This is a genomic window from Couchioplanes caeruleus (assembly GCF_003751945.1).
GTDB lineage: Bacteria > Actinomycetota > Actinomycetes > Mycobacteriales > Micromonosporaceae > Actinoplanes > Actinoplanes caeruleus.
Genome location: NZ_RJKL01000001.1, coordinates 653,758 through 673,150, shown reverse-complemented (window position 1 = coordinate 673,150; position 19,393 = coordinate 653,758). Strand labels below are relative to the sequence as shown.

Below are 19,393 nucleotides of genomic sequence, written 5' to 3'. Positions count from 1 at the left end.
CGCCGGCCGATCCTGCACCACGTGCACGGCGCACGAATCGACCGGTGCGCAGCCGTGCCGGCTAGGGAACTGGCCCAGAAAGCGGGCATCCGTGTCGAGATCCCCCCTTTGCTGCGGCGGTTCGAACACGGCGCCGGGTCGCCGCATGGGCCGGCGGTGGACGACAGGCCGGTCACGCCTGCGGTGTCCGTGGTGGCCGGGCGGGCTGCCGGCTTTCCCGGCCCGGTTGGCCAGCAGGGGCTTGCAGTGTGGTGGCCTCGACCAGGGCGTGGACCGCTGCGGTGTCGCCTGCGACGGCGACGGCTGCCCCGCTCGTGATCGGAGCCCCGCCGATGACGACGGCCTTCCAGGCGAGGGTCGTCGCCCGGACTCGCGCGTCGACGTCGTGGGGGATCGGCTGCTTCGCGACCGTGGTGCCGTTCGGACTGATGGTGGCGAGGTACTCGACCGGCTCGTGTCCGTCGGTGCGGGAGTCCGACAGTCCTAACCCGACGGTCCGGGTCGGCTCTCCTGCCGGTGCGGGGCGGGCATGTGCGCGCATGGCGAGAACGAGCGTGTCGGGGCTCATGTCCGCCTCGATCGGCAGCCGAGCGGAGCGCACGGCCCACCGGGACAGCGCCGCGTTGATGTCTTCCAGTTCGCGCCCCCATTCGGTGAGGTCGTAGACGGTGACGTCTGCGGGGCGGGGCAGGGTGCGCCGTACGACGATGCCGGACTCTTCGAGCTCCTGCAGCCGGCGCGAGAGCACCCCTGGGCCGATTCCCAGGACGTCGCGCTGGAGGTCGCCGAAGCGTTTGGGACCCAGTATCAGTTCGCGCACGACGACGAGGGCCCAACGCTCCCCGATGAGGTCCAGCGCGTGGGCGGAGGCGCAGCCGTCGTTGTACGAGCCGTACGTCCTTCGGGTTGCCACCGGATCAGCCTACTACTTGCGCGGTAGCGGCTACTACTGATTCAGTAGTGCTATGCCTGGACGACACGCCGCGACCTGGGCCGCGGTTCACCACGAGCGCGAGGCTCTTGTCCGTCAGCTCCACACTTTGGCGCCCGAGCAGTGGGGTGCCCCTACCGCCTGTGCCGGATGGGACGTCCACGACGTGGTGGCGCACGTGGTCGACTCCGCGAAGACGACGAGGGCCAGCTTCCTCCGAGACATGATCGCCGCGCGCTTCGACTTCGACCGTCAGAACGCGCTCGGAGTCGCGCGTGAACGGTGCGACGACCCGAGCGAGACCCTTGCCGCACTGCAGTGCGTCGTGAGGCGTACCAGCACTCCGCCGGCGGCGATCGCGACCCGCCTCGTCGAGGCCTATGTCCATGGGGAGGACATCCGACGGGCGGTCGGGCTCCGGGGGGACTATCCGACCGATCGCGTGGCGGAGGCGTTGGAGTACCAACTCCGTACGACGGTGAAGATGGGCGGCGGCAAGGAACGCGCGCGCGGCCTGCGACTCGCCGCCTCCGACGCGCAGGTCGACAGCGGCTCTGGGCCAGAGGTGCGCGGGCCGGCTCTCGCTCTCCTGCTCGCGGTATCCGGTCGCCCACTGAGGCCCGGCGAGCTCGCCGGGTCCGGAGCCGAAACCCTCGCCGAGCGGGCCACCTCCTGACGTCTGCCGGCGGTCCCCGAACAGTGCGCCGCGTCGCCCCCGAGGACCCATCCGAGGATCCGCCCAGCTCGACGGGGCGCTGGAACCACGTGCCGCCCACCCAGATCCACATCCCCGGTCCTCGACATGTCCATGGTCGACGACGTCGGAGGTGGGGAAGCTGAGCCGGGGGTGGCTGGGCCGCCTCCACCGTGACAACGGCCGGACGGGCGTCACCACACCGCCATCCAGCGAATGGCAGGGCCGCGACCAACCGGCCTGACAACATCGGCCGGCATGCTCGGCGAGGCCGGTGGGGACGTGGTCATCCAGCACCGGAACGGCCTTCGCTTCGTTGATCTCGACGGCCTTCGACCCGACGACCATGCACGTCACCCGGCGTATCCCCGTAAACCTCTGCCAGGGGTACGAGTACCACCGCCCGGCCGCGGCGACAGCCGGTCAGGCCAATGGCCACAGACGGCAATCCCGTCCAAGATCACCTATATGCTACTTCCTCCCTCGTTGCCCGGATTCCAGATACGGCTACGGCTCCCGGCGGGACGCGGCTCGAGGCGAGATCCGGGTACCATCCACCGTTTGGCCGAGGACGCATCGAGGACGTGGTCTTTACAGTTCTCTCGACGAAATCGACTTACACGAGCAATTCCATCGGATCGGTGTTTCAGCACGAGGAGCATGACGATGCGCAAGACCCGAGCCACCGCGGCGGTTGGGGCGCTGGCCTTGGCGCTGGCCGCGGCCGCGTGCGGCGGGGACGACAGCGGTCCCACCGACGAGAGAAAGAGCTTCGCGGCCGGCTCGACCATGCAGAAGCTCAACGAGGCGCAGAAGCTGCGCGTCGGCACGAAGTTCGACCAGCCGGGCTTCGGGCTCAAGAAGGCCGGCGGCGTGCCGAAGGGCTTCGATGTCGAGATCGCGAAGATCATCGCGACTCACCTCGACATCCCGGAGGACAAGATCGAGTACGTCGAGACGCCGTCGTCCATCCGCGAGCAGGTGCTCCAGCAGGACAAGGTCGACATCGTCGTGGCGACGTACACGATCACCGACAAGCGCAAGCAGGTCATCGACTTCGCCGGGCCGTACTACATCGCCGGCCAGACGCTGATGGTGACGGTCGACAACACCGACATCACCGGGCCGGACTCCTTCAAGGACGGCACGAAGAAGGTCTGCTCCGTGACCAATTCCACGCCGGCGGTCAACATCGAGAAATACCTGAAGGACAAGGCGAAGCAGCTCGTGCTCTTCGACAACTACCAGAAGTGCGTGAGCGCGCTGAAGGACGACAAGGTCGACGCCGTCACCACCGACAACGTCATCCTGATGGGCTTCATCGCGACCAATGAGAACGAGCTCGCGTTCGCCGGCACCGCCTTCACCGAGGAGCCGTACGGCATCGGCGTGAAGAAGGGCGACAAGGACTTCCGGAACTTCATCAACGACACCCTCGAGGCGTCGTTCAAGGATGGCTCGTACCGATGGGCGTGGAAGTACACGGCCGGCAAGTACGACCCGGGCATCCCGGAGATCCCCACGGTCGACCGATACTGACCCGGACGCCCACGTCATTGACCGGGACCGGGGGATGCGCCCTGGCGCTACAGTGCGATCGATGATCAAGCAGACCGCGGTGGATCAATCATCGTCGGTGGCAGCGCTCGTGCGTGGGCTGGCGAGGAACCCGTCGGCACCACCCGACGTCCTGCTGCGCCTGCTGCAGGTAGCGCCGGTGCCGGCCTGCCGGGGATGGCAAGACCGCCGTGACCTACCGGGCCCGGTGCAGGACGCGATGGCGCACCACAGGTCATTCGCGGTCCGGGGCACGCTGGCCCAGCATCCTCAGGTCAACCCCGAGATTCGCAGCCGGCTGCTGGCCGACCCCGACTGGCGGGTGACGGTACGCGCATTCGGCAGTCCCGGGCAGCGGCCACTCTCCGATGATCTGCTGAACTCGCTGCTGACAAGGATCGAAGAGGGTGCCCCGGAAGCAGCGTTCACCGGTGCGGAGCTGTTCAGTGAGCTATGGATGGCCATGCGCTACGACCAGCGCCTCTACCGCCTGGCCGCCGCGCACCCTGACCCACGGGTGCGCCGGCACGCCGCCGCAGCCCCGCAGATGCTCGAGGAATCCTCGCGCGAGGCACTGATGACCGACCCGGTCCCGGAGATCCGGGCGACCGTCACGGCTGCCCTCGCAGAGGACCTGCGGGTCATGCGCCCGGCCGACCTGCCCGATCATCACTGCCATGGATTCTGGGCCGTGCTCCAGCGACCGCTGTCCCGGGCACTGGTGGACCAGGTCGTCGCCGGCGGCGATGAGGCGGCGCTGTACCTCGTGGCTCCGAACCCGAGCACCCCACCGGACGTGGTGCAGGCGCTGCTGCGCCACCCCGCCACCGAGGTACGCCGCCGGCTCGCTGGTCGCACCGATCTGAGCCGCGAGCAACTGCGCGAGCTCGCCGCCGATCCTGCCGTCGAGGTTCGCACCGCGGTCTCGGTCCATCCGGGCCTCACCGAGCAGCAGCGGGCCGGCATCGACATCGACGTCAGCACCGTCCCCGGTAACGGCCACTACCACTCCCGGGAGCGACGACCCTCGCTCGCCGACGCGTTGCGGTGGGCTCGTTCGGTCAATCCGCTGCTACGCCGTCGCGCGGCCCGCCATCCCGAGTTGCCCGCGGAATGGGTGACCGTTCTGGCCGACGATCTCGACCTCGGCGTGCGGGTACTGCTCGCCCGACACCATCCGGACGCCCCACCGGCCCTGCTCTTGCGCTGCTACCTGGAGTACCACGGTCACGGCCGCGACCAGTTCACCGAACTCCCCCAGTTTCCGACCGCGGGCCTGGCCGCATTCGCCGACCACACCGACCCGGTCGTACGGCGGCTGGTCGCCCGAGACCCGCACGCCGCCCCGGAACTCGTCGAGCGGCTGTGCACCGATCCGGACATCACCGTGCGGCAGACGATGGCCGCCTGCCCGCGCCTACCGGAGACCCGGATCATCGCGCTGCTCGACGATCCGGACCTGGCTGAACACGCGGCGGCCAACCCCGCTCTTCCCCTCGACCGGGTCCATCACATCCTGCAGGACGCCTCCACATCTCCGACTTGATCGAGTGCTCACTGGAGTGCGGCCGCGCCGAAGGAGACGGCGAAGCGGGCGCACCAGATGGTGACGCTGCGGTAGTCCTTCGGGTCGACGTCGTCCGGCAGACGGTAGACCTGGTCGCCGCGGTTGCCTTTCAGGCGGCCCAGTTCGACGTGGCGGCCGTCGTCGAATACGCGCCAGGCGGCGACGCCGGTGCCGACCTTCTGGTCGGTCAGCCAGACGCGCAAGTCGGGGCCGTCCGAGGTGTCGAGGCCGGCGAGCTCGAGCTGGTGACCGCCGTCCTCCTTGCGGACGAGGCGCGCCGCGCCGGTCGTTTCGTGCTCGTGGGTGACGAAGGCGCCCTTCCGGATGATCACCGGACCGGTGGCGGGCGCGACGGGAGGGGGAGGCGCCGTGGCGGATGCCGCGGCGGGAGGGGGAGGCGCCGTGGGGGATGCCGCGGCGGAGAGCTGGTCCATGACCGTCGTGGTCGTCCACAGCCGCCAGGGCTGGAACCAGTACAGACCGGCCGCGCCACCGACGGCGATCAGGGCGATGGCCAGCCAGGTCACGGGCTTGGTGAGGAGTCGTCGGATCACGAGTCGAGTCAACCCGGCGGGTGGCGCCGGGGGAAGGGCCGGACTGCTTACCAACTTCTTACGGTTTGGCGCAAGGCCCTCAGGCCCAGGCCCAGCAGCCTCGGCCGGAGCGCTTGGCCTGGTACATCGCCGAGTCCGCGGCGCGCAGCAGCGTCGCCGGGCGCCAGCCCGTGGCCGGGTCGTCCGGCATGCCGCCGGCGATGCCGATGCTGACCCCGACCGAGTACGCCGCCCCGTCGTGCTCGACGGGCAGGGCGACGTCGCGCAGCAGGCGTTCGGCGACCGCGACGGCACCCGCGTCGCCGAGGCCGTGGAGCACCACCGCGAACTCGTCGCCGCCGAGCCGGGCCACGGAGTCGCAGTCGCGGACGGCGGCCCGCAGCCGGGCGGACACCGCGCACAGAATGGCGTCGCCGGCCGCGTGCCCGGCCCGGTCGTTGACCGCCTTGAACCCGTCGAGGTCCAGGAAGAGCAGCGTGCTGCCGGGCGGCGACGCCTCGAGGCGCTCGCCGAGCGCGGCCCGGTTGAGCAGGCCGGTCAGCGGATCGTGGGCGGCCTGGAAGCTGAGCTGGCGTTCGACGCGCTCGAGCGAGCGCAGGGCGGCGGTGAAGCGGACCAGGACGAACATCGTCGTCACGATCGTCGCCGCGAACAGCACGCTGCGCTCCACGGGCGCGTAGTTGGCGCGCAGGAACAGGATGGCGGGGGCGGTCAGCAGACCCACGCCGAGGAACCACGGGCGCGCCGGGTGGACCGTCGGCGCCCGGTACGCCGGCGCGGTCAGCTCGCCGCTGTTCGGGTGCAGCGCGGCGCTCACCAGGACGGCGTTGCTGAGCAGGATCACGCCGGTGGCCACCATGGTGGCGAGGCCCTCCGACGGGATGAAGGAGATGCCCAGGTCGGAGGCGATCCGCAGGACCGCCGAGACGACCAGCAGGCCGGTGGCGCCGCCGCGGGTGCCGGGGGAGAAGACGACGAGCAGGACGCCGCCGAGGATGACGATGTCGCCGAAGGGACCCATGACGGTCAGGTAGGCGTACAGCGGGTCCGCGGCCGCGTCCTGCAGGAACGGCGAGACCCAGACCACCCAGACGATGATCGACGCGGCCGTGACGAGGGTGAGCATGTCCAGCACCGCCGGGCGCAGCCAGCGCCCGGCCCGCCGCCGCGCCATGGTGGTCAGCGCCATGCCGTACGCGAGGTATCCCGCGGTCCACAGCACCGCCTCGGCGCTGCCGTCGCCCGGCCGCCCCACCAGCATGCCGACGGGGTAGACGGCGTCTCCGGCCAGCCAGAGGAACTGCCCGCCGGCGACCCACAGCCACGGCACGCGGTCGCGGGCCCGCTGCCGGCGCGCGGCCAGGACCACGGCCAGCACGCAGACCATCAGGTACGCGCCGAAGTACCACAGATCGCCCGTGGGCGTCGTCGCCGTGACCGCGGACACCGTGGCCGCGAGCACGGCGGCGATCAGGTAGAGCCACAGCGGCCGGCGCGTCATGTCCAAGCCATCGGCCGCGGGCGCGGTCTTCGCTGGGCCCGGGGGCGGCTGCCACCGGACGGCAACCGACAAACTTCCGTCCGCCAACCGACCGGGCCTCGCAATGGGCAGAACTAGGTATGTCCGCAAGCGACAGTGGGCGCAACACTGCGGTGGTCCCGTCACCCGCTCGAAGGAGTGCCCATGAGCTCCCGTTCACCGTCAGCCTGGGTGCGGCGCCTGGCCGGCGCCGTGACCGTGGTCGCCGTCGCCGCCGCGGCCGTGCTGACGCCCTCCGCCGCCCAGGCCGCCGGCCCGTACGGGGCCGCGTTCGTCTGGCTCGACACGCCGGACGCGGCGATGTGCATCGTGCCGGGTGAGCGCCAGTGGAACTCGTCGGCGCCCTTCCAGTTCAGGAATGAGGTCTGCGGCCTGGACGTCGGGCTCTACTCGGTCGACCTGCCGGGCCAGGCCGCCCGGGCGGGCACGGTCCAGGTGACCGCGTACGGCTCCGACACGGCCTACTGCAAGGTGCAGAGCTGGGCGCCCAGCGGGGACAACCAGCGGGTGCTGGTGCGGTGCCTGGACCGCCGCGGCACGCCCACCGACAGCCGGTTCGTCCTCACCTACAACAACCGGTCGGGTTCGGGCGGCAAGCCGCTGGCGTACGTCTTTGCCAACCAGCCCACCAACGCCTCGTACACGCCGCCGGCGAACTACCAGTACAACTCGTCGGGCGCCCTCAACACGATCACCCGGTCGCCGGGCGAGCCCGGGGTCTACACCGTCAACGCCCCCGGGATCGGCACGACGGGCGGGCACGTCCAGGTGACCGCGTACGGCACCGGCGGGGAGTGGTGCACGGCCTGGAACTGGACCGCCTCCGGGACCGCCGAGCGCATCCAGGTCCGGTGCTACAACGCCGCCGGAGCCCCGGCGGACTCCCGCTTCACCATGAGCTTCGTCAAGGACGGCAACATCTTCGGGTACGGCGTCTGTTGCAGCGCCGACGGGCACCCGACGTCGTATCTGTACGCCAACAAGCCGACCGTGGCCTCCTACGAGCCCGCCGCGGCATACCGATTCCTCTCCGGCACCAGCGGCATCACCCGTCTCGGTGCCGGCCGGTACGAGGTGAACTACGGCTGGGCCTCGGTCGGCGGCGCGGTGAACGTGACGTCGGTGGGCGGCAACGGGGCGCGCTGCAAGGTGGAGTCGTTCGAGTCCGACGAGGTCGCCGTCGTGGTGTGCCACAACACCGCCGGGACGCTGGCCGACGCGCCGTTCCTGCTGCACCACGTGGGCCCGTTCGTGATCGGCTGAGCCACGGAGATGATCGGCTGAGCGGCGGGTTCAGCCGCCGGCGTCCGGCAGCAGGCCGAGCGCCCGGGCCCGCAGCACGGTCGCCAGGCGGTCGCCGGTGCCGAGCTTGCGGTACAGCGCGGAGAGATGTTTGTGGACCGTGCCGGCGCTGATGCCGAGCCGCCGGCCGATGGCGGCGGCGGTCAGCGACTCGGCGAGCAGTGCCAGCACGTCCAGCTCTCGGGGGGTGAGCCGGCGGGTCCCCGGATCCGCCGGCTCCGCCGGGTCCCCGGCATCGAGGGGGATGCCGGTGATCCGGGCCAGCCAGTGCGGCCGGGCGCCGCACCGGGCGAACTCGGCCTGGGCGGCCGCGATCTCCCGGCCGGCGCGGGCCGGGCCGGCCGTGTCCCGGTGCGCCGCGCCGAGGTAGAGCCGGGCCCGGGCCACACCGAGCCGGTCTCCGGCCTGGGCGAACAGCTCCGCCGCGCGGGCCGCGTGGCCGGCCGCGGCGCGCGGTTCGGTGTGCAGGTCGGCGTGCATCCGGGCCATCGCGATCATCCCGGCGTGCCTGGGCAGGACGGGCCCGGCGGTCAGCTCGGCCGCCCCGGCGGCCAGCTCGGCCGCGAGGCGGCGGTTGCCGGTGGCGGCGGCCGCGGCGGTGAGCACCTCGAACCACCGAGGCCGCCATTGGGGCCGTACGGCGCGCAGATCCGCACCCTGCCCGGCGGTCAGCATGAGCTGCAGGCAGCCCTCGGCGTCGCCGGCGGCGTACCGGGCCCAGCCGAGCATCCCGTCCGCTGAGGCGGACTGCCAGTCGCGGTGGCCGCCGGCGAGGGTCTCCGCCTCGGTGCCTGCGGCCAGCGCCTGCGCGACGTCGCCGGTCCAGACCAGGACCCAGCACCGGTATCCCTGTACCCGGGCCCGCCCGTCCCGGGCGCCGGTCAGCGTCTCGGACTCCAGCGCGTCGTCGAGGAGCGGCAGACCCTCGCGCAGATCGCCGGTGCAGCAGAGCACGACGCCCTCGAGGGTCTGCAAGGAGCCGATCAGGTGGCTCTGGCCGGTGGCCCGGGCGACCCGCTGGGCCCGGCGCAGATGCCGTTGCGCCGAGCCGTAGCGTTCGAGATAGAGCTCGCCCCAGCCGAGGAACAGCGCGGCGTCGAGGCGCTCGGCCAGTTCGTGGTCGGGCATGGCGTCGACCATGGCGGTCGCCTCGTCCAGCCGGGCGGCGCTCTCCTGGCCGCTCCCGGAGGCCTGGCTGACCGCCACGCCGACCCCGAGCGAGGCGGCGAGCAGGGGCCGGCTGCCGGTGTGCCGGGCGGTCTCGATGGCCTCCGCGACCGCGGCGTCCCCGGCCGACCCGGTCATCAGGGTGGTCAGGGCCAGCGCGACCCGCAGCGTGCCGGCGGCCATGCCGCGGGGCTCCGGCAGGCCCTCCAGCTCGCGGAGCACGAGGGCGTGCGCCTCCTTGTGATCGCCGAGTAGGTGAAGCAACGAGCACAGGAAGCTGATCACCCGGGACCGCGGCTCGCTCCCGGGCGGCAGCATGCCGAGGAGCTCGTTCAGAAGGGCCCGGCCCTCGGTGAGGCGGCCGGTGATGCCGAGGGCCTCGGCGCGCAGGTGCAGAAGCTCGATGCGGGTGGCGACGGTCGCGTCCTGGCGGGGGAGCAGGGACAGCGCCGCGTGCAGCCAGTGGGCGGCGGCCGCCGGAGTGACCCGCAGGGCCTGCTCCGCCGCCGTGCGCAGCAGCCGCACCGCATCCAGGTCACCGACGGCGGCGGACGCGTGCACGTGCACCGCCTGATCCGCGACGGGCGCCTCCCGGCGGCGCAGCTCGGCCGCGGCGCGGGCGTGCGCCGCGACCCGCCAGCCCGGGCCGGCGTGGTGGTAGGCGGCGCTGCGCAGCAACGGGTGGCGGAAGCGTACGGCACCGCCGAAGCCGGCCGGGCGCACCAGGTCCCTAGCGGTGAGGTCGTCGAGCGCCGCGAGGACGGCGCCCAAGGGCAGCTCCGCCACGGCGGCCAGCAGGCCGGGATCGGCGTCGTCCCCGGTCACGGCGGCCGCGTGCAGCACTCGGCGGCGTTCGGCGTCGAGCGCCGCGAACTCGCCGGCCATGGCCGAGGCGACGTCGGGCGGCGGCGCGGTGCCGTCGAGGTCGGCGCCCCGGGCCAGCAGTTCGAGATGGAACGGGTTGCCGGCGCTCGCGTCGTACAACTGCCGGCGCCGGCGCGGGCCCGCCCCCGCCGGCAGCAGCGGCGCCGCCTCGGCGAACGACAACGGCCCGACGGTGACGACGGTGGCCAGCCCGCGCCGCACCGCCGCCGCCATCGCGTGACCGAGCCGGGCCGGAGCCTGCCGCGGCCGGTACGCGAGCGCGAGCAGCACGCCGCCGCGGGGTGGGTGGCGCAGCAGGTGGTCGAGCAGCTCCACCGAGCCCGCGTCGCTCCAGTGCAGATCGTCGAGAACGAGCACCAGCCCGCGCTCGGCCGCGATGCCCTCCAGCAGGGCGCGCACCGCCCGGTGCACGCGATACCGCTCGGTGGCCAGCAGCGCGGGCTCGGCGGCCTCCGGTTCGGCGGTCAGGGCCGGGAACACCGTGCGCAGAAGCCGCAGGTCGGCGGCGCCGGGAGCGGCCGACCGGGTGTCGACGTGGTCGGCCAGTGCGTTCCTGATCGTGCCGAAGGGCACTTCGCGTTCGAACTCGGCCGCGCGCCCGGCCAGGACCGGGCAGCCCCGGCGGCGGGCCTCGGCGGCGAGCTCGCCGAGCAGCCGCGTCTTGCCGATGCCGGGATCGCCGCAGATGCCGACCACCACCGCCTCGCCGGACCGCCGGTCCAGCGCGTCGCGCAGCACCGCCAGCTCCGAGGCCCGCCCGGCCAACGAGTCCCGCACCGTCCCCCCTCGCCGGGCCGACCGCCGCCCTCCGCGCCCGCGATCGTATCCATCGACGGACGCCGGTATGCCGGCGGTGGGGTGTGACCGGGCGCACCAGAATTCCGCCGGAGTCGAACGGCGCACGGCCGGTGGTCGGCGACCGGGTGACCGAGATCCGCAACTCCTGGAACAACGCCGGGGGAGCTGAGTGCCGGGGGCGGGTGCGGCGGGTCAGGGGCCCCGCCGCACCCGCCGTCACGGCTGACGGACGATGCTCTGTCCGGGGTCGACGACCACGGTCGCGACGGTCGCGCCGTCGCGGCGGAAGGTCACCGTCCGTCGCGCTGCCGTCGGGTTGACGGCGAGCAGGCGCGGCTGCTGGGCGGTGCCGAAGGCCAGTCCGTACGGGCCGTCGGCCACCACGGCGGGTTGCGGGGGACCGTACGTCGCCAGCATCTCCACCCAGTACCGCACCATGGCGCGGCTCGTGCTCTCCTCCCTCGGCAGCTTCGCCGTGAGCCGGCGTCGGGCCGCCGCCGGATCCGCGACCGCGAGGTCGGCCGCGAACAGGTCTCCCCACACGCGGGGATCGCCGCCCACGTCGCGGGAGAGCTCCCGCTGGCGGGCCGCGGCCGGTCCCGGGTCGCCGCGGTACAGCGAACCGAAGGTGAGCGGCAGAAGCTGGATGCCCAGCACCGACTCCGGCCGGGGATCGAACCAGGTGGCATAGTCGATCTTGGCGTCCCAGACGATGCCGGCGACGGTGTGCGCGTAGCCGGCCGGACGTTCCCCGACCTCGCCGAGCCAGTAGCGCCGGGCGGTCGCGGCCTCGAGCGCGTAATGCGTGACACCGTACGTGGTGAGCTGCTCGTCGCCGGACACGATGCCCCAGCGGGTGACCGCCTCCCAGGCGGCGACCGCCTCGCTGGACGACTCCTGGTTGTTGCCGTCGGCGAAGGGGGCGAATCCGGATGCGGCGGAGTGTCCGAGGTAGGCGTTGAAGGCGCGGAACGCCGGGAAGCCGTTGGCGCCGGTGCCGGACAGGGTGCCGCTGTAGTCGCGGGCGACGAGCGCTACGGCGCCGCCGTAGTCCCGCAGGAACGCCGGATCCGCCTCGGCCAGCACCGCCGCCGCGCGGACGAGGTAGCCGTACTGGAAGTGGTGGTCGTTGTAGTCGCCGCTGCCGAACTCCGCGGGCACGGCGATGAGCCCGCCCCACATCCGGTCGTAGGCGAAGTACCGCACGTCGCCGGGGCCGCGGTACGTGAGCCAGTCCACCAGCGAGGCCCGCAGCCGGCGCAGGGCCGCCTCCTGCGGGGCCCGGGCGCCGATGCCCTTGGCCACCTCCGCGATCACGGCCAGGCGGCCCAGCTCCTTCAGTCCGAAGTAGCTGCCGCCCTTCGCGGTGGCCGGATCGCGGGCGAGGTCCGCGGTCAGGTCGGCGAGCACGGCGGCGCGGGCCGGCCGCGTCAACGGGATTGCTGGTGCCTCGGTGACCAGGCCCGGCATGGGCACCCGGACGCGGACGGTGGTGGCCCGCGCCACCGACAGCGGTCCGCGCGCGTCGGGGTAGCCGCCCGCGATCGGTTCCAGGTCGCCGCCGGGCACCAGCCCGGCCTGGTGGTGCGGCAGCAGTGCCCACACACCCGGCCGGCCGGTCCGTCGTTCCGCGCGCAGCGACTGCGTGACGGTGCCGGCGGTGGCGTCGTACGCCATCGAGGCGGTCGTCCGGATCACCGGATCGCCGGCGGCGCCCGCCAGCGCCCGCGCCCACCGGTCGCCGTCCACCCGGTCGGGCACCCGGGCCACCGCGATGGCGGTCCGGCCGGGCCGGTCCACGGTGAGCCGCTGGCCGTCCTGGCGCCAGCCGGCGCCGTCCTCGGCCTGGACGTCCCAGCGCTGACCGGCGACGGTGAGCTGGGCCAGCGGTCCGGCACCGCCGACCCGGGACACCGGCCCGCTCGCCGTCAGCGACGGCGTCGCTCCCTCGAAATCGAGGTACAGCACGGGGCTGCCCTGCACCAGGGTGATCTGTATGGCGCCGCCGTCGCGGAGCTCGGCCCGCAGCACCACGTGGAAGGCGCCGTACCCGGTGACCGTCACCGCGGAGATGGCGCCGCCCGCGTGCAGGGCCGGCTGGAACGGTGTCACCACCGCGTTCGCGGACGCGGTCGGGGCGGCGGAGCTGATTCCCAGGCCGGTGTCGGTGCTGCCGATCGCCAGTGGACGACCCCAGAGCGGGCGCTCCAGGCGGCCGGTCAGGGCCGAGGTCCACCACTGGTTGGTGGGCAGCGCCTGCCCGGCCAGCGGTTGCCCGGCCCGTACCGGTCCGGTCTTCGGCGCCGCGCCGGTCACCGCGGCGTCGGCCAGCACGGCCTTGCCGCCCGGGTCCGGGCGTCCCAGCGGGGTCGTGGCGGCGCCCTCGGTGAGCGCCCCGTAAGCGGGCGGCGCAGGCTCGGGATGCACACGATCAGCGCCGTCCCGGGTCCAGCAACCCGCGGTGAGCGACACCGCCGTGGCGACACATGCGGCGGTCATGATCCGCCGGAGGCGGGCGCTCATCCGGCACCGTTGACCGCGGGCGTCCTGCCGACCGCGGTGTCGGTGTCGATGTCGGCCGTGAAGCGCAGCCCCGGTACGAGCGTGCCGACCCGGTCGACGGCGTCCGTGCGCGGGACCAGCACGACGGTGAGCTGGTCGTGCGCCTCTCGCTGCTCCTCGGAGAGCGGGGCGTCGGAGAGCGGGTCGGGACCCACCCGGGCCTCGACGTGATCGACGACGGCCGGCACCGGGTGGGCCAGGCCGGGGCCGCTGATCTGCGCCGTCATCCCCAGGCGCAGCTCGCGGAGCTGCTCCACGGTGGCCCTGGCGTGGAAGCTCAGCCGGGTGTGGTCGTACAGGGTGACCACGGGCTCCCCGGCGCCCACCACGCCGCCGGCGGCGACCTCGATGTCGGAGACGGTCCCGGGCGACGGCGCCCGCAGCACCTCGACCGGCGGGACGGTGGGCGACCGGTCCGCGGCGCGCCGCACGCGGGCGAGCTCCTGGCCCGCGGCAACCCGGGTCTGCTCGGTCACCAGGATCTCGGTCACCACGCCCGAGCCGGTGGCGCCGACCGGGAGCGCGTCCGCGGTCAGGGCGGCTTCGTCGAGGGTGACGACGGCGCCGGCGGCCAGGCGGTGGTTGGCCACATAGGTGCCGCCGACGGCCGCGCCGGCCAGCATCAGGACGGTGACGGCGAAGGTCCGGACGGCCGGCATCCGGGATGGGGAGGTGTCTCGGGCGCTGTCCGGCGCCTGTCCGGGCGGTCCGGTCCGGTCCGGTCCGGCCCCGCCAGAGGAGTCGGGGAGACGGTCGTGCTCGACCACAGTGGTCATGACGGTGATCCCTTTGAACGAGTGGAACAGGTCGATGGGCGGTGGTTCAGTGGGCCGACGCGACGTCCTTCACCGCCGCGGGCTCGGAGCCGGGGACGGCGTCCGGTCCGGCGGGGCGGGCGTCCGGTTCGTCGCCTCCGCGACCGGCGACCGACTCGATGACGATCCGCCCGAGGATCAGCACGATCATCGTGGCCCAGGCGATGGAGAGCCAGGTGGGCGCCGGGTCGGCCATGACGACGAGGCCGACGACGATGCCGGCGACGTTGAGCACCACGAGGGCGAGCTGCGGCATCACGACCCAGAGCGATCGGGCGCCGGCGCCGGCCTGGTTGGTGGCCTTCCAGGTGGCCCGCGTCCGCCGCAGCGTCGCCCAGAACGCCCGGGCGTGCACCGGCGCGGCCCCGATGCTGGTGACGATGGCGGAGCCCTTGAACCCGCCGGACTGCAGCCAGGTGACGACCAGGACCATCACCTGGAACGGCAGGTAGTGCGTGGCCCACGTGACCCCGTCGGCCCGGATCGGGCTCAGCGCGAACAGCAGGTACAGCGCCGGGAACAGCATGAAGGTGAGCATCGCCAGCGACAGCAGGTAGTGCGTGCCCACGAAGAGATACTGCAGCCGCTGGTCGACGGTCAGCCCGGCGCCGCGTCGCAGCAGCCCGCCGCGCAGGACGACCTCGAAGCCGCCGCAGGCCCAGCGCATCTGCTGTTTCAGGTACGACGTCACGTCCGCCGGCGCCAGCCCCCGGGCCAGCACCTGCGGGACGTAGATGGACTTCCAGCCGCGCCGGTGCAGTTCCAGCGACGTCCAGATGTCCTCGGAGTTGCTGCCGGTGGCGATGCCGCCGATCTCGTCCAGGGCGGCGCGCCGGAACATGACGTTGGTGCCGACGCAGAACGCGGCGTTGAAGTGGTTCTTTCCCGGGCACACCAGCTCGTAGAAGATCCGCTGAGCCTCCGCCGCTCCGGTCGAGACCAGATTCGTGCGGTTGGTGTACGACTGCGGCGACTGCACGAACGCCACGTCGGGATCCTCGAAGTGCGGCAGGATCTGGAGCAGGAAGGCCGGCTCCGGGACATGGTCGGCGTCGAGGATCACCACGTACTCCCCGGTGGTGCGCGCGAGCGCGGCGTTGACGTTGCCGGCCTTCGCGTGCAGGCCGCCGTCGCGGCGCAGATAACCGACCCCCTCCTCGGCGCAGATGTCGCGCAGGACGTCACTGTCGCCGTCGTCGAGCACCCACGTCGCGTGCGCGAGCGTCATGTCGCGGGCGGCCCGCAGGGTCGTGCGGACCAGCTCGGGCGCCTCCCCGTACGCGGTGATGAAGACGTCGATGCCGGGCACCTCGGCGCCGGCGCGCAGCCGGTTGCGGCGCACCGTGACGCCGGCGGGTTCGTCGCGGTTGTCGTGGGCCAGGATGGTCCACCACGTGCCGATGGCGTGCACGGCCGTCAGGCCCTCGGCCAGCAGCATCGCGGTCCACAGCCAGACGGGCCCGCGATACTGCGGGTCCAGCAGGAAGGTCTGGTAGAAGAGGGTCGCGAGCAGCGCCCCGAGGATGGCGACCCGGGTGGACCGCTGCAGCGGCCGCCAGGCTCGTCGGGTGGCGGCGCGCGATTGCGGTTCGGCGATCGGCATGGTGCTCCCTTGCAGGGATTTCCGACAGTTTTGTTTCGCTGTCATAACAATGGCGATCACGGGCGTCCGTCGTCGTTGTCGGACCGCTGCCGGTCCTGTCGCGCCAAGGGCGTCAGGGCGGCACCGGAAAAACGCTAGGGGTAGACGCCAGTCATTGGCAAACGGAACGTCCAGAATGCGGATACTGCCTTCGACCAGCCCTCGAAACGAGGCTGTATCCGCACGTAAACCCGTCGTTCATCGCATTCTTTACCCGGTGGGACGGCGCCCTCGCAGGTCAGGCGGAAGAAGCTCGGTTATCGGTGACCCGAGCCCGCGTGACGACCCTCACAAGCGTTTCTTATTGGCTGGCACTGGTCATGTGCGCCAACTGAAATTCCGCTCGGCTCATTGGCCGTCGGAGGTGTCTTCCTGATAGCGGGCACCGCTATCCGACTCGTGGCTCAGCGGACGGGCGCCGCCCTCCGGCGGGCCGGCGGCCGACTGCTTCCCGGCGGCGAGCTCGGGGTACTTGGCGTCGAACGCCGGGCGCTCCGAGCGGATCCGCGGCATGCGGTCGAAGTTGCGCAGCGGCGGCGGGCAGGACGTCGCCCACTCCAGGGAGTTTCCGTGACCCCAGGGATCGTCCACCGTGACGAGCTGGCCGGCCTTGTACGACTTCCAGACGTTGTAGAGGAACGGCAACGTCGAGGCGCCCAGCACGAACGAGCCCACCGTGGAGACCATGTTCAGCGTCGTGAAGCCGTCGCCGGTCTGGTAGTCGGCGTAGCGGCGGGGGAAGCCCTCGGCGCCGAGCCAGTGCTGCACCAGGAACGTGACGTGGAAGCCGACGAAGGTCAGCCAGAAGTGGATCCTGCCCAGGCGGTCGTCGAGCATTCGGCCGAACATCTTGGGGAACCAGAAGTACACGCCGGCGAACACCGCGAACACGATCGTGCCGAACAGGACGTAGTGGAAGTGCGCGACCACGAAGTAGCTGTCGGTGACGTGGAAGTCGACCGGCGGCGAGGCCAGCAGCACACCGGTGAGCCCGCCGAGCAGGAACGTGACCATGAAGCCGAGGGCGAAGAGCATCGGTGACTCGAAGCTGATCTGGCCGCGCCACATCGTGCCGATCCAGACGAAGAACTTCATGCCGGTCGGCACCGCGATCAGGAAGCTCAGGAAGCTGAAGAACGGCAGCAGCACCTGGCCGGTGGCGAACATGTGGTGCGCCCACACGCTGAACGACAGCATGGCGATCAGCAGCGTCGCGCCGACGAGTCCCTTGTAGCCGAACAGCGGCTTGCGGCTGAAGACCGGGATGACCTCGGTGATGATGCCGAAGAACGGCAGCGCCACCACGTAGACCTCGGGGTGGCCGAAGAACCAGAAGAGGTGCTGCCACAGCACCGGGCCGTTGGTCTCGGGCGCGAAGACCTGCGCGTCCAGGATGCGGTCGGCGGCGAGGGCGAACAGCGTCGCGGCCAGGAACGGGAAGATGGCGATCACCAGGACGCTGGTGACCAGGATGTTCCACGTCATGATCGGCATCCGGAACATGGTCATGCCGGGCGCCCGCAGGGTGAGGATCGTCGTGATCATGTTGACGCCGCCGAGAATGGTGCCGAGCCCGGACAGGGCCAGGCCGACGACCCACATGTTCCCGCCCAGCCCTGGTGAGTGGGTGTCGTCGCTCAGCGGCGTGTAGCCGGTCCAGCCGAAGTCGGCCGCCCCGGTCGGCGTGAGGAAGGCGGCGACGGCGATGATCCCGCCGAACAGGTACAGCCAGTAGGCGAACGCGTTGAGCCGCGGGAACGCCACGTCGGGCGCGCCGATCTGGATCGGCACGACGAAGTTCGCGAAGGCGAACACGATCGGCGTCGCGAAGAACAGCAGCATGATCGTGCCGTGCATCGTGAACATCTGGTTGTACTGCTCCGGCGACATCAGTTGCATGCCGGGGCGGGCCAGCTCCGCGCGCATGAGCAGGGCCATCAGGCCGCCGACCATGAAGAAGGCGAAGGACGTGACCATGTACATGATCCCGATCTGCTTCGCGTCCGTGGTCCGCAGCGTACGGGCCAGCGCGGAACCCCGGACCGGGCGGCGCACTGGCCAGGGCTGGACGACGACGGGTTTCGGCTCGACGGCGGTCATGGCGTCCTCCGGGGGCGGCGGAAAGCTCTGCGGCCGTCCCTGACGCTACGCCGATGCCTCCGGGGGCGCATCAGCCATCATCGACGGTCGTGATCACCGTCCGGTCCGGACCGGGGAGTCCGGCACGGGTGGTTCCACGATCGGCGATGATGAGCGGTGGGAGGTCCGGCCGGTGTGGCCGGCCGGATGCGGCGGGGTCATGCGACAGGCGGTGCTCGACGTCGGTTCCAACACGGTCAACCTGCTGGTGACCGAGGCAGACGGCGGGCTGCCGCTGCCGGCGCACACCTGGAAGCTGCGGACCCGCCTGGCCGAGCGGCTCGCCCCGGACGGCACCGTCGCGGGCTCCGGCTGCCGCCGTCTGGTCGACGCCGTGGCGCGGGCCGCCGAGGAGATGCGGCGGGCGCGGGTGGAGTGTTACTTCGCGTACGCGACAGCCTCCGTGCGGGACGCACCCAACCGCGAGCGGGTCCTGGACGAGGTGGAACGGCACACCGGGATCCGGCTGGGCACCCTCACCGGGCTGGAGGAGGCGCAGCTCACCTTCCTTGCGGCGCGCCGCTGGCTGGGATGGAGCGCCGGGCCGATGCTGCTGCTCGACATCGGCGGCGGCACCCTCGAGGTGGCCTTCGGGCGGGACCGGCTGCCGGACTCCGCGCTGTCGCTGCCGCTGGGTGCCGGCCGGCTGACCCGGGAGTTCCTGCGCGACGGCGACCCGCCGTCCGCGCGCTCGGTCCACCACCTGCGCCGGCACGTCCGCGAGCGGGTACGCGAGATCGCGGCCCGCGGCTCGTGGGAGTCGCCGCGCACCGCCGTCGCCGCCTCCAAGACGTTCCAGCAGTTGGCGCGCCTCACCGGGTCGCCGCCGCTGCGGCGCGGGCCGTTCGTCGCCCGGGAGCTGCGGCGCCAGGCGCTGCGGCCGTGGATCGACCGCCTCGCCGCCATCGCCGCCGCGGACCGGCAGCGGCTGCCCGGGGTGTCGGCGCACCGGGCCGGACAGATCCTCGCCGGTGCCGTCGTCGGGTACGAGGTGATGCGCGGGCTCGACGTCCCGGCGGTCCGCATCTGCCCCTGGGGGCTGCGCGAGGGCATCCTGCTGCGCCGCCTCGAGTCCAGCCCGCCGGAGCCGGCCGGAGTGACCTGGCGGAGGTGGCCGATGCCGCCTGCGGCGGAGGCCGGCGCAAGGCACTGACCGTGATCTGACACCACCGTACGGGGGTGTGCCGCATTCGCTGTCCGACTACTCGATCTTTATCCGGTGCATACTGGCGGCCGGTCG

At 72.3% G+C, this 19,393-nt stretch carries 13 protein-coding genes; 5 read left to right on the top strand and 8 right to left on the bottom strand.

Going from position 1 to position 19,393, the window contains the following annotated elements:
- Nucleotides 1-172 precede the first annotated feature (172 nt).
- Nucleotides 173-913, bottom strand: a complete 741-nt coding sequence (locus EDD30_RS03215) for a winged helix-turn-helix transcriptional regulator (RefSeq protein ID WP_071806552.1) — start codon at nt 911-913, stop codon at nt 173-175.
- 52 nt (nt 914-965) lie between these two features.
- Here EDD30_RS03215 and EDD30_RS03210 point away from each other — a divergent pair, with 52 nt between their 5' ends.
- The 3 genes from EDD30_RS03210 (at nt 966) to EDD30_RS03200 (ending at nt 4,728) form a co-directional block, all read left to right on the top strand.
- On the top strand, nt 966-1,607 hold the full coding sequence (locus EDD30_RS03210) for a maleylpyruvate isomerase family mycothiol-dependent enzyme (protein WP_071806553.1): 642 nt from the start codon (nt 966-968) through the stop codon (nt 1,605-1,607).
- A gap of 678 nt (nt 1,608-2,285) precedes the next feature.
- Nucleotides 2,286-3,164: a glutamate ABC transporter substrate-binding protein gene (locus EDD30_RS03205; RefSeq protein WP_071806554.1), complete on the top strand. Its 879-nt coding sequence runs from the start codon at nt 2,286-2,288 to the stop codon at nt 3,162-3,164.
- 61 nt (nt 3,165-3,225) lie between these two features.
- A complete protein-coding gene (locus tag EDD30_RS03200) occupies nt 3,226-4,728 on the top strand; it encodes a hypothetical protein (protein ID WP_244945093.1) in 1,503 nt (500 codons plus the stop codon).
- Nucleotides 4,729-4,736: 8 nt separating this feature from the next.
- On the opposite strand, the gene EDD30_RS03195 is transcribed toward EDD30_RS03200, so the two are convergent.
- Nucleotides 4,737-5,303, bottom strand: coding sequence for a DM13 domain-containing protein (locus EDD30_RS03195; RefSeq protein WP_071806555.1), 567 nt, complete (start codon nt 5,301-5,303; stop codon nt 4,737-4,739).
- Between the two features lie 79 nt (nt 5,304-5,382).
- Complete coding sequence (locus tag EDD30_RS03190) at nt 5,383-6,804, bottom strand: GGDEF domain-containing protein (protein ID WP_071806556.1); 1,422 nt, start codon at nt 6,802-6,804, stop codon at nt 5,383-5,385.
- Nucleotides 6,805-6,987: 183 nt separating this feature from the next.
- Here EDD30_RS03190 and EDD30_RS03185 point away from each other — a divergent pair, with 183 nt between their 5' ends.
- Entirely contained in the window at nt 6,988-8,106 is a 1,119-nt protein-coding gene (locus EDD30_RS03185) for a hypothetical protein (RefSeq protein WP_143162761.1), read from the top strand.
- A 30-nt stretch (nt 8,107-8,136) separates the two neighbouring features.
- On the opposite strand, the gene EDD30_RS03180 is transcribed toward EDD30_RS03185, so the two are convergent.
- The 5 genes from EDD30_RS03180 to ctaD form a co-directional block, all read right to left on the bottom strand.
- Nucleotides 8,137-10,974, bottom strand: a complete 2,838-nt coding sequence (locus tag EDD30_RS03180; protein WP_071806558.1) for a helix-turn-helix transcriptional regulator — start codon at nt 10,972-10,974, stop codon at nt 8,137-8,139.
- Between the two features lie 237 nt (nt 10,975-11,211).
- Entirely contained in the window at nt 11,212-13,518 is a 2,307-nt protein-coding gene (locus EDD30_RS03175; protein WP_170208244.1) for a glycosyl hydrolase, read from the bottom strand.
- Nucleotides 13,515-14,333, bottom strand: a complete 819-nt coding sequence (locus EDD30_RS03170) for an HlyD family secretion protein (protein ID WP_084556380.1) — start codon at nt 14,331-14,333, stop codon at nt 13,515-13,517. The genes EDD30_RS03175 and EDD30_RS03170 overlap by 4 nt, the downstream gene beginning before the upstream one ends.
- Before the next feature lie 46 nt (nt 14,334-14,379).
- On the bottom strand, nt 14,380-15,975 hold the full coding sequence (locus EDD30_RS03165; protein WP_084556381.1) for a glycosyltransferase family 2 protein: 1,596 nt from the start codon (nt 15,973-15,975) through the stop codon (nt 14,380-14,382).
- A gap of 387 nt (nt 15,976-16,362) precedes the next feature.
- Entirely contained in the window at nt 16,363-18,114 is a 1,752-nt protein-coding gene (gene ctaD, locus EDD30_RS03160; RefSeq protein ID WP_071805275.1) for an aa3-type cytochrome oxidase subunit I, read from the bottom strand.
- A gap of 199 nt (nt 18,115-18,313) precedes the next feature.
- Between ctaD and EDD30_RS03155 the strand changes: the two genes are divergently transcribed.
- Nucleotides 18,314-19,306 carry a Ppx/GppA family phosphatase gene (locus EDD30_RS03155; RefSeq protein ID WP_071805289.1) on the top strand — a complete coding sequence of 331 codons (993 nt, stop codon included), beginning with the start codon at nt 18,314-18,316 and terminating at the stop codon, nt 19,304-19,306.
- Nucleotides 19,307-19,393 lie beyond the last annotated feature (87 nt).